General features: G+C 62.8%; 10 protein-coding genes. 5 read left to right on the plus strand and 5 right to left on the minus strand.

Going from position 1 to position 15,809, the window contains the following annotated elements; all coding sequences use genetic code 11:
- Window positions 1-64: 64 nt before the first annotated feature.
- Window positions 65-994, minus strand: a complete 930-nt coding sequence (locus BSF40_RS15620; RefSeq protein ID WP_095965762.1) for an NAD-dependent epimerase/dehydratase family protein — start codon at window positions 992-994, stop codon at window positions 65-67.
- Window positions 987-1,871 carry a sugar nucleotide-binding protein gene (locus tag BSF40_RS15625; RefSeq protein ID WP_015097021.1) on the minus strand — a complete coding sequence of 295 codons (885 nt, stop codon included), beginning with the start codon at window positions 1,869-1,871 and terminating at the stop codon, window positions 987-989. The genes BSF40_RS15620 and BSF40_RS15625 overlap by 8 nt, the downstream gene beginning before the upstream one ends.
- Window positions 1,872-2,181: 310 nt before the next feature.
- On the opposite strand from BSF40_RS15625, the gene BSF40_RS15630 reads away from it, so the two are divergent.
- Window positions 2,182-6,498: a DNA glycosylase AlkZ-like family protein gene (locus tag BSF40_RS15630; RefSeq protein ID WP_095965763.1), complete on the plus strand. Its 4,317-nt coding sequence runs from the start codon at window positions 2,182-2,184 to the stop codon at window positions 6,496-6,498.
- Window positions 6,499-6,634: 136 nt separating this feature from the next.
- Here the strand turns inward: BSF40_RS15630 and BSF40_RS15635 are convergent, their stop codons facing one another.
- The gene (locus BSF40_RS15635; RefSeq protein ID WP_095965764.1) at window positions 6,635-8,758 is read right to left on the minus strand and encodes a mechanosensitive ion channel family protein; all 2,124 of its coding nucleotides are present in this window, start codon (window positions 8,756-8,758) and stop codon (window positions 6,635-6,637) included.
- 368 nt (window positions 8,759-9,126) lie between these two features.
- Here BSF40_RS15635 and BSF40_RS15640 point away from each other — a divergent pair, with 368 nt between their 5' ends.
- The 4 genes from BSF40_RS15640 (at window position 9,127) to BSF40_RS15655 (ending at window position 13,630) form a co-directional block, all read left to right on the plus strand.
- Window positions 9,127-10,338 (plus strand): MFS transporter, encoded by a 1,212-nt coding sequence (locus BSF40_RS15640; protein WP_095965765.1) that lies wholly within the window; start codon window positions 9,127-9,129, stop codon window positions 10,336-10,338.
- A gap of 265 nt (window positions 10,339-10,603) precedes the next feature.
- A complete protein-coding gene (locus BSF40_RS15645; protein WP_256589526.1) occupies window positions 10,604-11,368 on the plus strand; it encodes an endonuclease/exonuclease/phosphatase family protein in 765 nt (254 codons plus the stop codon).
- Complete coding sequence (gene clsB, locus BSF40_RS15650; protein WP_095965767.1) at window positions 11,365-12,657, plus strand: cardiolipin synthase ClsB; 1,293 nt, start codon at window positions 11,365-11,367, stop codon at window positions 12,655-12,657. The genes BSF40_RS15645 and clsB overlap by 4 nt, the downstream gene beginning before the upstream one ends.
- Window positions 12,644-13,630 (plus strand): lysylphosphatidylglycerol synthase domain-containing protein, encoded by a 987-nt coding sequence (locus BSF40_RS15655; protein WP_095965768.1) that lies wholly within the window; start codon window positions 12,644-12,646, stop codon window positions 13,628-13,630. Before clsB ends, BSF40_RS15655 begins: the two co-directional genes overlap by 14 nt.
- Window positions 13,631-13,768: 138 nt before the next feature.
- Here the strand turns inward: BSF40_RS15655 and BSF40_RS15660 are convergent, their stop codons facing one another.
- Both BSF40_RS15660 and BSF40_RS15665 read right to left on the minus strand, forming a co-directional pair.
- Entirely contained in the window at window positions 13,769-14,527 is a 759-nt protein-coding gene (locus tag BSF40_RS15660; RefSeq protein WP_007970134.1) for a S9 family peptidase, read from the minus strand.
- On the minus strand, window positions 14,517-15,626 hold the full coding sequence (locus BSF40_RS15665; protein ID WP_095965769.1) for a DUF3182 family protein: 1,110 nt from the start codon (window positions 15,624-15,626) through the stop codon (window positions 14,517-14,519). The genes BSF40_RS15660 and BSF40_RS15665 overlap by 11 nt, the downstream gene beginning before the upstream one ends.
- Between the last annotated feature and the right edge of the window lie 183 nt (window positions 15,627-15,809).

Raw genomic sequence — 15,809 nt, forward strand, 5'->3', positions numbered from 1 at the left:
AATTCCGGCCGTGAAAAAGGCGCCTGTCAAAAGGCGCCTTTTTCATGTCTGCGAGGAAAGCGATCTATCGCCCCAGCAACCGCGCCAGCCCCACACGCATCGGTGTCTGCTCCTTGGTAGTGAAGCGCTCCAGCAGACGCTGGTTGTTCGCCCGGGAATGACGGATGTCACCGGAGCGCGCCGGGCCGTAGCTTACCGGCGGCAGCTGGCCGACCACGGCTTCAAGCGCTTCGAGCATTTGCTTGAGGGTCGTCGCCTGGTTCCAGCCAACGTTGACCGCACCGACCTCGGCCCGGGGCTTCTCGATGGCCTGCACCAGCAAGTCGACCAGGTCTTCGACGTAGACAAAATCCCGGGTCTGCTCACCATCGCCGAACACGGTGATCGGCAAGCCCTTCAGTGCGCGTTCGCTGAAAATGCTGATCACCCCGGAGTACGGCGAGGACGGATCCTGACGCGGGCCGAAGATGTTGAAGAAGCGGAAAATCACCGGCTCCAGTGCATGCTGGCGACGGTAGAAGTCGAAGTACTGCTCGCTGGCCAGTTTGTCCACCGCATACGGCGTCAACGGCGCCTTTGGCGTGTCTTCGTCGATCGACTCGCCCTCGCCATTGTTGCCATACACCGCCGCGCTGGAGGCGAACAGCACGCGCTTGACCCCGGCCTGGCGCATGGCTTCGCAGACGTTCAGCGTGCCGATGAAGTTGCTCTGGTGCGTGCGCACCGGATCGTCCACCGAGGCCTGCACCGACGCCACGGCGGCCAGGTGCGCCACGGCGCTGCAACCAGCCATCGCCTGGGCGACCACAGCCGCATCGGCCACGTCGCCGACGATCAGTTCGACCTTGGGATTATCCAGTGGCAGATTGCTGCGCTTGCCAGTGGACAGGTCATCGAGAATCCGCACCGCATGGCCCTTGGCGAGCAGGGCGTCAGTCAGGTGCGAACCAATGAAACCGGCACCACCGGTGATCAAAACGGGGCCGTCAGCCATGGCGATAGAACCTGTCCAGTAGACCGGGAAGCGCCGCACGCCAGGCGCGTGGTTTGATCCCGAAGGTGTGCAGAATTTTTTTGCAGGCCAATACCGCGTGTTGCGGCTCTTCCGCAGCATCCGGACGCGCGGCGTGGGCCTGGGCGGTCGGCGCTTCGATGGCCAGCGGATGCAGGCTGCGGGCTTCGGCCAGAATCGCCTGCCCCAGCGCCAGCGGTGTCGTCGCCTCATGCCCGGCGTAGTGGTAGGTGCCCCACAGTGGCGCTGCGCAATCGAGTTGCTTGAGCACTGAAATGATCACGCGGGCGGCATCGTCGACCGGCGTTGGATTGCCGCGCCGGTCGTCGGCCATCAGCAGTTCTTCGGGTTGTTCGGCACGGGCGAGGAAGCGACCAAGGGCGCCATCCGGGCTGTCGTCCAGCAGCCAGCCGAAACGCAGCAGCACGTGTTGCGGGCAGGTGGCGCGAACGCTTTGCTCAATCCGCCACAACGCCTGCCCCCGCAAGCCCAAGGGCACGGGTTCGTCTTTTTCGCTGTAGGCCGTTGCGCGGGAACCGTCGAACACGCGGTAGCTGGAAGGTTGCAGCAGAACGATGTTGTGGTGCTGGCACAGTTCCGCCAGACGCTCGATCGCGCGCTCCTGGCCGGCCAGACGCTGTTCGCTGACCGCTTCGGCCTGAAACCAGTCGAAGTAGTAGGCAAGGTTGATCAATGCATCGGGACGGGTGTCGTCGAGCAGTTGTGTCAGGCTCGCGGCATCCCAGCCGTCTTGCGGCGGGCGGGGGGCGAGGAAACCGATGTCTTCCTCCGCACCGAGGCGAATCAGCGCCTGCCCAAGGGCATTTCCGCCGCCCAGTAACATAAGGCGCATTCGCATAGAGTCAGCAGGCCCAGTCTGATTGGAACGATGGCTATATCGACATAGCCCCAAGGCGATGTCGTTGGTAATTGCCGGAATCGTTGCATTTTGCGGGTTTAGTGCGCAACCGTCATCCGTAAAGTGTAGATGTCCGGGATTTGCGGCGCTGCTACTGGCCCCTTCGCGGGCAAGCCCGCTCCCACACTGGATGTGGGTACACCGCCGATCCCCTGTGGGAGCGGGCTTGCCCGCGAAGGGGCCGTGTCAGCCAATAGAGATCCCCAAGTGGTACTTGCATCTTGCGCCCCCCACCCGCATAACTTGCTGCATGAACCTGCCCATCCCCGCAGACAGTGCCCTGAGCGGCTTCCACCCCGCCGTCAGCGCCTGGTTCAGCCACACATTCGCAGCGGTCACCGCCGCCCAGGCCCGGGCGTGGCCATTGATCCGCCAGCGCCGCTCGACCCTGGTCGCCGCGCCCACCGGCTCCGGCAAGACCCTCACCGCGTTTCTCGCCGTCATCGACGACCTGGTGCACCGCGGCCTGGAAAGCCCCGAAGGCTTGCCCGACGCAACGCTGGTGGTCTACGTCTCGCCGCTCAAGGCGCTGTCCAACGACATCCGGATCAACCTGCAAACCCCGTTGGCCGGCATTACCGAGCAACTGCGTGTGATGGGCCTGCCCGAACTGCAGATCAGCACCGCCGTGCGCACCGGCGATACACCGCAAAAAGACCGCTCGGCGATGCGCAAGACGGCGCCGCACATTCTGGTGACCACACCGGAATCCCTGTACGTGCTGCTCGGTTCCGACTCCGGTCGGCAGATGCTCGGTACGACACAAACGGTGATCATCGACGAAATCCATGCCATGGCCGCCAGCAAGCGCGGCAGCCATCTGGCCCTGAGCCTTGAACGCCTGCAGGCACTCTGCCCCGAGCCGCTGCTGCGCATCGGTCTGTCGGCCACGCAAAAACCCATCGAAGCAGTATCGCGTTTCCTGGTCGGTCGCGACCGCCCGTGCGAAATCATCGACATCGGCCACGCCCGCCCCCGTGACCTGGACATCGAAGTGCCGCCCGTGCCGCTGTCGGCCGTGATGGCCAACGATGTCTGGGAGTTGGTCTACGACCGCCTCGCCGCCCTCGCCCGGGAACACCGGACCACGCTGATTTTCGTCAACACCCGGCGTTTGGCCGAGCGCCTGAGCCGTCACCTGAGCGAACGCCTGGGCAAGGACGCCGTAGCGGCCCACCACGGCAGCCTGGCCAAGGAGTTTCGCCTGGACGCCGAGCAGCGGCTCAAGCGTGGCGACCTGCAAGTGCTGATCGCCACGGCATCGCTGGAACTGGGGATCGACATCGGCGACGTCGACCTGGTGTGCCAGATCGCCTCGCCGCGTTCGATTGCCGGTTTTCTGCAACGGGTCGGCCGTTCCGGGCACCAGGTCGGCGGCACGCCCAAGGGCCGCTTGTTCGCCACCACCCGCGACGACCTGATCGAATGCGCCGCGCTGCTCGACTGCGTGCGCCGGGGCGAACTCGATACCTTGCTGATCCCGCAGGCGCCGCTGGACGTGCTGGCGCAGCAGATCATCGCCGAAGTCAGTTGCCAGGAATGGCCCGAGCAAGCGCTGCTGGAGATGCTGCGCCGCGCCTCTCCCTACGCCGGACTCGACGACAAACACTATCAGGCGCTGCTGCAGATGCTCGCCGAGGGCTACAACGGGCGTCAGGGCATCCGTAGCGCCTACCTGCACCGCGACGCCGTGAGCCGCACCCTGCGCGGGCGCCGTGGCGCAAAACTGACCGCAGTGACCAGTGGCGGGACCATTCCGGACAACGCCGACTACGCCGTGCTGCTGGAGCCTCAAGGGTTGAACATCGGCACCATCAACGAAGACTTCGCGGTGGAAAGCATCGCCGGGGATATCTTCCAGTTGGGCAATACCTCCTATCGAATCCTGCGGGTGGAAACCGGTAAGGTGCGGGTCGAGGATGCCCAGGGTCAGCCGCCGACCATTCCGTTCTGGCTTGGTGAAGCGCCGGGGCGCAGCGCCGAATTGTCCTCGGCGGTGGCGCGCCTGCAGGCAAAACTCGACGACCTGCTGGGTACCGCGCCTGGCAACTTGCAGCCAGCGCTGGACTGGCTGACCGAAACCCTGGGCCTGAACCTCGCCAGCGCCGAACAACTGGTGGACTACCTGGCCCGCGCACGACAGACGCTGGGTGCCCTGCCATCCCAAGACACGCTGCTGATGGAGCGTTTTTTCGACGAGTCCGGCGGCACCCAACTGGTCATTCATACGCCGTTCGGCAGCCGCATCAACCGCGCCTGGGGCTTGGCCCTGCGCAAGCGTTTCTGTCGCACCTTCAACTTCGAACTGCAAGCCGCCGCCAGCGAAGACGCCATCGTGCTGTCGCTGTCCACCAGCCACAGCTTTGAACTGGACGATGTCTGGCGCTACCTGCATAGCAACAGCGCCGAGCACATCCTGATCCAGGCCGTGCTCGACGCCCCGCTGTTCGGCGTGCGCTGGCGCTGGAATGCCGGCGTGGCCCTGGCGCTGCCGCGCTACAGCGGCGGGCGCAAAGTCCCGCCGCAGATCCAGCGGATGAAAAGCGAAGACCTGATCGCCAGCGTGTTTCCCGATCAGATTGCCTGTGTGGAAAACCTCGCTGGCGAACGGGAGATTCCCGACCATCCGCTGGTGGAACAGACCCTTGACGATTGCCTGCACGAAGCCATGGACACTGAAGGCTGGCTGGCCTTGTTGCGGCGCATGGAACGCGGCGACATCCGCCTGATCAGCCGAGACCTGCCGGCGCCCTCGCCGCTGGCGGCGGAGATTCTCAGCGCCCGCCCCTACACCTTTCTCGACGATGCACCGCTTGAAGAACGCCGCACCCAAGCGGTACTCAATCGACGCTGGAGCGATCCGCAATCCACCGACGACCTCGGTGCACTGGACGCCGAGGCGATTGCCGCCGTGCGCGACGAAGCCTGGCCGGTGCCTTGCAGTGTCGATGAAATGCACGAGGCCTTGATGAGCCTGGCGTGCATCACCGATGCCGAGGCCGGCGCCAATCCGCATTGGCTCGACTGGCTCAAGACCCTGGCCGACAGCGGACGCGCGAGCCGTTTACAGATCAACGCCAGGCAATCGTTGTGGCTGGCGCTGGAGCGCCTGACCTGCCTGCGGGCCATTTATCCACAGGCCGAATTGACGCCACCGCTGCAAGCGCTGCCGGACTTCGATGAAACCTGGGCACCCGACGAAGCCGTCCTCGAAATGATCCGCGCACGGCTCAGCGCCTTCGGCCCACTTGCCCTCGATCGCATTGCCGAACCACTCGGCATGCCCGCAGCACAAGTGACCCAGGCCCTGGCGCAACTGGAACGCGAAGGCTACGTGTTGCGCGGTCGCTTCACCCCGGGCATCGCCGAAGAAGAATGGTGCGAGCGGCATTTGCTGGCGCGGATTCACCGCTATACGGTCAAGCGCCTGCGCCGGGAAATCGAACCGGTGGCGTTGCAGGATTTCATGCGATTCCTGTTCGACTGGCAGCATGTGTCGACTGCAAGCCAGGGCCAGGGCGCTGCAGTGTTGCCAGTCATCGTCGGGCAATTGGAAGGCTACCCCGCCGCCGCTTCCGCCTGGGACAGCGACATCCTGCCCGCACGGATCAAGGACTATTCGGCGACCTGGCTGGATGAGTTGTGCCGCAGCGGCAGACTGGTGTGGACGCGCCTGACGGCGCACAACAAAAGCGCCGGCACCGCGCTGCGCAGCACACCGGTTGTCTTGCTGCCGCGCAATCGGGTCGGCCTCTGGAGCGGCTTGACCGAACAGACACCGGTGAGCGAACTGTCGCCGAAAACGCAAAAAGTCCACGCCGCCCTCAGTCAGCATGGCGCGCTGTTTTTCGACGAGCTGATCCATGAGGCGCACCTGCTGCGTTCGGAGCTGGAAATCGCCCTGCAGGAACTGGTGGGCGCGGGGCTGGTGAACGCCGACAGCTTTGCCGGGTTGCGCGCGCTGATCACCCCGGCGAGCAAGCGCCAGTCGCGCAACAGTCGGCGTGGACGCGGCGCATTCATCGGCGGCATGGACGACGCCGGGCGCTGGGCCTTGTTGCGACGCGCGCCAACGGCTCCTGTGGCGGGAAACCAGCGTCTCGCATCGACGCCGGCCGAAACCCTGGAACACATCGCCATGACCTTGCTGCGTCGTTACGGTGTGGTGTTCTGGCGCTTGCTGGAACGTGAGGCGGAGTGGCTGCCGAGCTGGCGTGAACTGCTGCGCACCTTCCATCGCCTGGAGGCACGCGGCGAGATTCGTGGAGGACGGTTTGTCAGCGGCCTGGCGGGCGAGCAGTTCGCCCTGCCCGAAGCGATTCCCTTGCTGCGGGAGGTGCGACGTCGGCCCCATGACGGGAGCTTGGTCGCAGTGTGCGGGGTCGATCCGCTGAACCTCGCCGGCACGCTATTGCCCGGTGCGAAAGTCCCGGCGCTGGCGAGCAATCGGCTGGTGTATCGCGATGGTTTGCCGGTTGCTGCCGAGATTGCCGGCAAGCCGCTTTTTTGGCTGGAGCTGAATCAGCAGGCGAGTGCCGAGGTGCGCTGCAAGCTGATCCGGCATTGAGGTTGTCTCTACCGGCCCCTTCGCGAGCAAGCCCGCTCCCACAAGGGGATTTGTGAACGACACAAATCAACTGTGGGAGCGGGCTTGCCCGCGAAGAGGCCATTACAGGCAATAAAGAACCTCAGGACAACAACGGCTATTGAGACCGCGGCCGATCCGGCATCAACACCGCCGCGTGTTCCGGCTCAGCCTCCGGTGGCGCTTCGACCGAATGCCTCGGCACCAACGCCTGCTGTGGATAAGTTTGCGCGAAGTTCACCCACGGGCAGTTATCCACAAGCTTTTTCAAACGCTGGTTAAAGGCCCGGCTCACCGCATATTGGCCACCACTCACCGTGCGAAATTGCGCGGTCAGTACCACACCGTTGAGGTCCATCCTGTCGACGCCAAACACATCCAGCGGCCCTTGCAGGTTGTAGCGCAGGAACGGGTCGTTGCTGATGGAATGCCCGGCCTCGCGAATCAGTTCGATGGCCTTGTCGACGTCGGTGTCATAGGTGAATTGCACTGAGAAAAACGCATAGGCGAATTGCCGCGACTGGTTGGTCACGGCCTTGATCTGCCCGAACGGTACCGAGTGCACGAAGCCCTTGCCGTCGCGCAGGCGCAAGGTGCGGATGGTCAGGCCTTCGACCGTGCCGGCATGCCCGGAATCAAGCACCACCCAATCACCGATGGACAGGGTGTCCTCGATGATGATGAACAGCCCGGTAATCACATCCTGCACCAGTTGCTGGGAACCGAAACCGATTGCCAGGCCGATGACCCCGGCACCGGCCAGGAATGGCGCGACGTTGATGCCCAGGTTGGCCATGGTGGTGATCGCACAGATCACCACCAGGATGATTTTGATCGCATTGCGCAGCAGCGGCAGGATGGTTTTCACCCGCGTACTGGGCTGGCGCGCCGAGCGTTTGTTGGTCGGCGGTTTCAGGGCCTCCTGAATCGCCGTGTCGAGCACCACCCAGACCATCCAGGTCACCAAGAGGATCAAACCGATGTGGCTCAGGGAATCACTGATCGCCCGGCCCACGGCATTGCTCACCGCGAACTCGAACAGCGACACGCCCCAGATCCGCCCGAGGATATCGATGAACACGATGGCCATGCCGATGCGCAGCAAGGCGTGGGATAGGTTGAGGAAGCGCTCCTTGTAGGCGCCGCTGCGGCGCAGGTCCGACTCGCTGCGCGCCTTGAACAGATGATGCAGCGTGGTGCTGAGAAACACCGTGGCAATCAGCAGCACCGTGGTGAACAAGGCGCTGCGCAGCACTCTCTGATTGTCCGCCCCGGCACCGATCAGGTTGATGATCGAAACCAGTACCATCAACAGAATCGGCCAGTACCAGAGCCCGGAAAATATCCGCAGGGTTTCACGCAACGCCGGCTGACTGAGGCGCTGGGCCAGCGGCAGGATGCGGATCACATGGGCTACCGGGCGACGCATGCGAATCACCAGCAAGCCGAAGGAAATCGACGCGGCCAACCCGGTAAACACGGCGATGCTGCTGGTGAGATTGTTGCCCAACTGATGGGCGATCTGCGGGCTGGTCAGAGCATCGCTCAAGGCCACCAGAAAGCCGATACCGAACAACGGCCAGGGACTTTTTTCACGGATGATCTGCACCGCGCGGCGCTTGTGGCCGGCATTGAATATCACCATCAGCGACATCACCAATGACGCAGCAAAGATCCCCGCGCTTGTGGCATAAGCCAGACACAACGCCAGCGCCCGGCCCGCCGATATCGGCAAAAACTGGCTGGCATAAATCGTCAACGGCAGACTGACCACTGCCGGAAGGGCGTAGGGCAGCACGTAACCGAGCAATGCCTGGCCCCGTTCGCGACTGAGCAGCAGGCGATGCGCGCACAGGCGTTTGGCCAACAATCGCCCAAGCAGCCAAAGACAGGCAAACACGGCGGCCCACACGCCGGTCAGTATCAGGAAATCGACAACGACGCTCCAGGGCGAGCGGGCCGAAGGCTGATTGACCAACTGATCCACTTCATCGGCCGCGCGGTCGGCACGCAGGCGCCAGGCGTCGAGCAGGTTTTGATTGAGATCAAGCTTGGTCTGGACCTCGTCGATGCTTGAACTGATGGCCCCCAGTAATCCGCCTTGCACCAGCGGTTCGGGGTGTGCCGGCGGCGTCGCAGCGGTCGCGGCGGCCGGCAGCCCCGGTATCGCAGCGGCTTCCAGTTGCTCGCTGCCCACAAACAGCAACGCCCCCAGCAGTATCACGGTCTTGAGCCTGATCAAAACACCCGCTCCTTTGGCTGTGTCGGTAAGGAACTGATCGAAAAATGCCGGGCAAGTTCGGACATTGCCTCTAGATAGCCGAATGGCGATACCCCATGTGGCGAGGGAGCTTGTCGGATCGCCGCACCGTCCCGCTGGGGTGCGAAGCGCCCCCAAAAATTACCATTCGGAAACATCTGATACACCGCATGCAATGGGTTAACGACTGCTGCGCAGCCGAGCGGGAGCAAGCTCCCTCGCCACAGACTATCACCCGCACTTGCGATCTTTGCGTCCAAGGCAAATATCAAATGTCCATCCCTATATTTTTCCTCACGAGCAAAATCCCGACACTGCGCTCCATCGAATCATCTTCCGGAGTTGCAGCCATGCCCATTGCCTTGCTCGCGCTGACCCTCAGCGCCTTTGCCATCGGGACGACAGAGTTCGTCATCGTTGGCCTGTTACCCACTATTGGCGCCGACCTCGGCGTCAGCCTGCCGTCCGCCGGCCTGCTGGTCAGCCTGTATGCCCTTGGCGTTGCCGTCGGCGCCCCGGTGCTGACCGCCCTCACCGGCAAGGTTCCGCGCAAGTTGTTGCTGTTGTCGCTGATGGTGCTGTTCACCCTCGGCAACCTGCTGGCGTGGCAAGCACCGGGCTACGAGTCGCTGATCCTCGCCCGGATCGTCACCGGCCTGGCCCACGGGGTGTTTTTCTCGATCGGTTCGACCATCGCCACCAGTCTAGTGCCGAAGGAAAAAGCCGCCAGCGCGATTGCCATCATGTTCACCGGCCTGACCGTGGCGCTGGTCACCGGCGTGCCGCTGGGGACATTCATCGGCCAGCATTTCGGCTGGCGCGAAACCTTCCTCGCCGTTTCGACACTGGGCGTCATCGCCTTCATCGGCAGCCTGATCTACGTGCCGAAAAATATCGCCCACAGCAAACCCGCGTCGTTCTTGCAGCAATTGCAGGTGCTCAGGCAACCTCGCCTGTTGCTGGTGTATGCGATGACGGCCGTCGGCTACGGCGGCACGTTCACCGCCTTTACCTTCCTCGCGCCAATTCTTCAGGACCTCTCCGGCTTCAGCGCCAGCGCCGTCAGCCTGGTGTTGCTGGTCTACGGCATCTCCGTGGCCGTCGGCAATATCTGGGGCGGCAAACTGGCGGACAAACGCGGTCCGATCAGCGCCCTGAAAATCATTTTTGCCCTGCTCGCCGCCGTGTTGTTCGCGCTGACCTTCACGGCCGGCAATCCCTGGCTGGCGCTGGCCACCGTGCTGGTCTGGGGCGCCGTGGCATTCGGCAACGTGCCGGGGTTGCAGGTGTACGTGGTGCGCCAGGCCGAACATCACACACCCCATGCCGTGGACGTGGCATCCGGCCTGAACATCGCCGCGTTCAACCTCGGCATTGCCGGTGGCGCCTGGGGCGGTGGCCTGATCGTCGCCCACATGGGGTTGATCCATACCGCGTGGATCGGTGGCCTGGTGGTGCTGGTGGCGCTGGCATTGACTGCGTGGAGCGGACGTCTTGATCGCCTTGGTCCGGCCTATGCCGAGCCGGCCGACGGTTCTGCCCGCATAATCACGGGCCACTGATACCCACTGTGGGAGCGGGCTTGCTCGCGAAGGCGTCGGCACACTCAACAATGAGGTGACTGACACACCGCTTTCGCGAGCAAGTCGGATCGCCGCACCGCCGCTCCCACAATTGTTCGGTGGTGCTCTGCAGAAAATCTACCGTCCGTAGCCCCATCGAAACTTTCGCCGTCGCCCCAGAGTCATCCAAAGACAGGGCCGTCAAGCGGGAGGCGACATGACAGCGAATCACACCGATATTCCCGCACACTCAAATGCAACCGACATGCGGGTACAGGATCCGTCCGTGACTTGTCGCTTCAAGGTGCTGACGGTCAACACCCATAAAGGTTTCACCGCGCTCAACCGGCGCTTCATCCTGCCAGAACTGCGTGAAGCGGTGCGCAGTGTGTCTGCCGATGTGGTGTTTTTGCAGGAAGTCCACGGCACCCACGAGCACCACCCCAAGCGTTACACCAACTGGCCGGCGATGCCGCAATACGAGTTCCTCGCCGACACCCTGTGGCCGCAGTTCGCCTATGGCCGCAATGCGGTGTATCCGGCGGGTGATCACGGCAACGCGCTGTTGTCGAAATTCCAGATCATCCGCCACGACAACCTCGACGTGTCCATCAGCGGTCACGAGAACCGCGGGATCCTGCATTGTGTGTTGCGCCTGCCAGGCGACGCCCAGGAAGTGCATGCCATTTGTGTGCATCTGGGGCTGCGCGAAAGTCACCGCACGGCGCAATTGAAGCTGCTCGCCCAGCGTCTGGACGCCCTGCCCGCCGATGCCCCGGTGATCGTCGCCGGAGACTTCAACGACTGGCGTCAGCGCGCCGATGCGTTGCTCAAACCCTGCGGTCTGCGCGAAGCCTTCGCCGCGCACCACGGCAAACCGGCGCGCAGTTTCCCCGCGCGCCTGCCGGCATTGCGTCTGGACCGCATCTACCTGCGCAACCTCAAGGCCAGCCATCCGCAAGTGCTGACCACCCGCCCCTGGTCGCACCTTTCCGACCACGTCCCGCTGTCGGTGGAGATCGAGTTATGAGCAGCCAGTCGATGGAAAAAACCACGCTGGATAACATCCCCGCTCCGCCGATCCGTGAGCCGACAGCGGTCGACGTTGAATACGGCTGGCAAGGCAGCAATCGCGTCGAGTTGCTGGAAAACGGCGAAGCGTATTTTCCCCGGGTATTTGACGCCCTGCGCCGGGCGCAAAGTGAAATCCTGCTGGAAACCTTCATTGTGTTCGAGGACAAGGTTGGCAATGAGCTGCAACAGATCCTGATCGAAGCTGCCCAGCGCGGTGTACGCACCACCGTCAGCCTCGACGGCTTTGGCTGCGGCGAATTGAGTACCGGGTTCCTTACCGCCCTGACCGCCGCCGGCGTGCACCTGCAAATGTTCGATCCGGCACCAAAACGCCTGGGCATCCGCACCAACTGGTTCCGGCGCCTGCACCGCAAGATAGTGGTGGTGGACGGCAGCATTGCCTTCATCGGCGGGATCAACTTTTCTGCCGATCACCTTGCCGACTTCGGTCCCGAGGCCAAGCAGGACTATTCCGTGGAGGTGCAAGGCCCGGCGGTGGCCGACATCCATCACTTCGCTCTGCTGCAATGCGGTCGCCCGGCGCACGCCAAATACTGGTGGCAACGCCGTCGGCAGCGGCGTTCGGAGCTGGCCGTCAGCGATCACGATGGCCAGGTGCGTCTGGTGTACCGCGACAACGGTGAACACCCGAGCGACATTGAAGAGGTTTACCGCCAGGTGTTGCGCCAGGCCAAGCGTAGGGTGGTGATCGCCAATGCCTACTTCTTTCCCGGCTTTCGCTTGTTGCGCGAGATCCGCAACGCGGCCCGCCGAGGCGTGGATGTGCGGCTGATCCTGCAGGGCCAGCCAGACATGCGGGTGGCCAAGCTTGCGGCGCGCATGACCTATGACTACCTGCTCAAATCCGGGGTGAAGATCTACGAATATTGCGACCGCCCGTTGCACGGCAAGGTCGCATTGGTGGATGAAGACTGGAGCACCGTCGGCTCGAGTAACCTCGACCCATTGAGCCTGTCGATGAATCTGGAAGCCAACGTGCTGATCCGCGACCGTGGCTTCAATCGAGTTCTGTTCGATCGCCTGGAAGACCTCAGCGACAACCATTGCAAGGCCATGTCTCACGACATCGCGCCGCGCGGGCGTGTCTGGCACATGACCATAGGTTTTCTGGTGTTTCACTTCCTGCGGCATTTCCCGGCTTGGGCCGGTTGGTTGCCGGCGCACAAACCTCGCCTGAAACCCATCCCCCCTCCGACCGGGAGCGCTGACCATGAACCGCGCTGAGCCTCACATGGAAACTGACGCCAAAAGCCCGGGCAAGTCGCACTGGAGCCGCTGGAAACGACCGCTGACGATGCTGTTTTTCCTGATGCTGATCGTGCTGTTCACGATGCTCGCCCAGCGCCTTGAGTGGAACGAAGTGTTCGATAACCTGGCCGATTTCAAGGTGCGCACGCTGATCATCGCGTCGGGGCTGACCCTGGTGAGTTTTCTGGTGTACGCCTGCTTCGACCTGATCGGCCGCACCTACATCCGCCAGAACCTGACGTGGAAGCAGATCCTGCCCGTGGGGATCATCAGCTACGCCTTCAACCTGAACCTGAGCGCCTGGGTCGGCGGCATTGCCATGCGCTACCGGTTGTATTCGCGGCTCGGGGTCAGCAAGAGCAACATCGCGAAGATCCTTGGCCTGAGCCTGGCGACCAACTGGTTCGGCTACATGGTCATTGCCGGCGCCGTGTTCAGCAGCGGGCTGGTGCGCATGCCGCCGGGCTGGAAGCTCAGCAGCAGTGCGCTGCAAGGCGTAGGGGTCTTGTTGTTGCTGTTGAGCGCCGGCTACCTGGTGGCGTGCCAGTTTGCCAAACGTCGGGAGTGGGAGATTCGCGGTATCGAAATCGACCTCCCGTCCTTGCGCATGGCGGTGCTGCAACTGACCCTCGGTGCGCTGAACTGGTCGCTGATGGCGGCGGTGATCTTCACCCTGCTGCCGAGCAAACTGGACTATCCACTGGTACTGGGCGTGCTGTTGATCAGCGCCATCGCCGGGGTCATCACCCACATCCCGGCCGGGCTCGGCGTGCTCGAGGCGGTGTTCGTGGCGCTGCTGCAACACGAGGTTTCGCGGGGTAGCCTGGTGGCCGGGCTGCTGGCCTATCGGGCGATTTATTTCATCCTGCCGTTGTTGATTGCCCTGGTGATGTACCTGTTGGTGGAAGCCAAGGCCAAGGCGTTACGGATTTCGAAGAAAACCAAATGATTTGGGGTGTGCTTGCGGACGCCTTCGCGAGCAAGCCCGCTCCCACAGTTGATCGGTGATGAACACATTCTTTGTGAACACCTGCAGACATTGTGGGAGCGGGCTTGCCCGCGAAGGCGTCCGCAGGCACACCGCAAATCACTGGGATTGAATAATGCTCAACCGCTCCCCGACCACCATCTCGGTAATCCAGTCGACAAGGATCGAGGTATAGGCCTGCTGGGAAACCGGGTCGCTCAAGGCGTGGTCGGCACCGTCGATGATGCGGTGGGTCATTGAGTGCGTCTGCTGACAGGCCGCCCGGTAGCTCATGATCGTCGCGTGCGGCACATAATCGTCGGTTTCCGACTGCACCAGCAGGACATCCCCGCGAAATTGCGAGCAGGCATGCAAGGCCCGGTTGCTGTCGGCACGCACCAGAGTGCCTCGGTAATCACGCAGATCCAGCTTGTCCAGGTCGCGTTTCGGCGTGTGCCATTGCTCGTCGCGGTACAGCGCCGGCACCCGCAGCGCCAGCCAGCGCACCGGCCGCAGCGAAGTCAGAATCGAGGCCAGATAACCCCCATAACTGGTGCCGACCACGGCAATCGCGGAGGTATCGAGGGCCGGGTGCGCGAGCAAGCGGTCATAGGCTGCCAGCAGGTCGCGCAGATTGTCCTCCCGGGTCACCCGGGACAATGGAATGCCGGTGCCGCCGGTGTGCCCGCGCAGGTCGAAGGTCAGGCATACACACCCCAAGCCGGCGATGCCTTTGGCGCGCTCCAGGTCCCGCTCCTGACTGCCGCCCCAACCGTGCACAAAAAGTACGCCGGGGACTTTCGATTTGGGGCTCAGAAAAGTCCCGCTCATCTGTTCATTATCGATATCGATCTGAATGGATTCGCTTCTAGCCGTCATAGGATTTAACCGTTACGTACTTGAGGAGAAATTCACTGCTTTGCGCCGGCCCGCGATACACCTCGATGGCATCTGCCGGCAGCGGCTGATCGATGTAGGTTTCCACCGAAGACACACGAATCGCGCGCATCCCCGGATCGTTGACGAAACTCTGCAAGGCCGCCACCTCGGCACTGCTGGCACCGCCCATGCGCCAGGATTGTTCGAGCACGCCGCTGCGCTGTTTGCCGTCGCTATCGATGCCCTGAGCGATGTCGTAGTTGCGCCGTGACGCATAGAAACGCGGATAGGCTTCATCCGCGGCGCTGTCGAACACCTGCGCCTGCTTGATAGCCACCCGCACGTCATCGGCAAGGTCCAGCTTCAACAAATCGTCGTAGCTGCCCTGCACCACCAACAGGTTCGAGCCGCCATACACCTCCTCGCCCTCAGTGTCTTTGGTCAAGTATTGATCACCGCAGTAACTCAGCACCTTGTCGCCGATGAAGCTCTGGCCGACGCTGTGGGTAATCACCTGATCAAGATCCTGCTCCAGCACCACGCCTTCGGTGAAGGTCGCGTCAGCCTCGGGCCTGGCCAGAATTTCATCGAACTCGTCGAGGCTTTGGATCACTTCCTGACCACGCCCGGCGCAAGCGTGTATCGGCTTCAGGCGGATCGGCCCGGTGTACAACAGATGCTCCGCCGCCGGGCGAGCATCCTTCAGGCAGAACACGCTGAGACCGTCGAGTACGACGCTGCGTACCCGCTGGGAAAACAAAGGAGCCCAGCCGGGCGGTGCATGGGCATGGTGGTTGAGCAGCCCATGACTGATGGCTTTGGTGCAGATGAAATCATGGTCGACATAACCACCCCACAAATCCTCCGGTCCCTTGACCCCCAGTTGCCGGGCAGCCGCAGCGCCCACCAGCGTCTGGGTCGGCAACAGGTAGAGGTCCCGACCGTCATGCAATTGCGGATCGTAACTGCCGCCGTACTTGAGTCCCATTATCTGCGCCAGCCAGCGCGCCAGCGCACGGTTTGTCTCGACTTCGTGCAGCGGCGCATCGGCGCGTACAGAATGGGCAACCACCAGTTTCTTGCGGTTTGTTGGGGTCATGCATCCCCCTTCAATCGACGCTTGATGAATGTAGTTGAAGGGGTGCAGGGATCAGGCCAAGGCCCGTTGCGCAAAGAGGGGTTTTAAATCAGCCCGTTGCGTACAAAGTGATGGCATGGGGCCTGTTTTATTCTGCACGATGCCCTTTGATACTCCGGCATTTTGCACGACTCAAGACTGGCA

This window comes from Pseudomonas sp. ACN5 (genome assembly GCF_002303975.1).
In the GTDB taxonomy this organism is placed as follows: domain Bacteria; phylum Pseudomonadota; class Gammaproteobacteria; order Pseudomonadales; family Pseudomonadaceae; genus Aquipseudomonas; species Aquipseudomonas laurylsulfatiphila.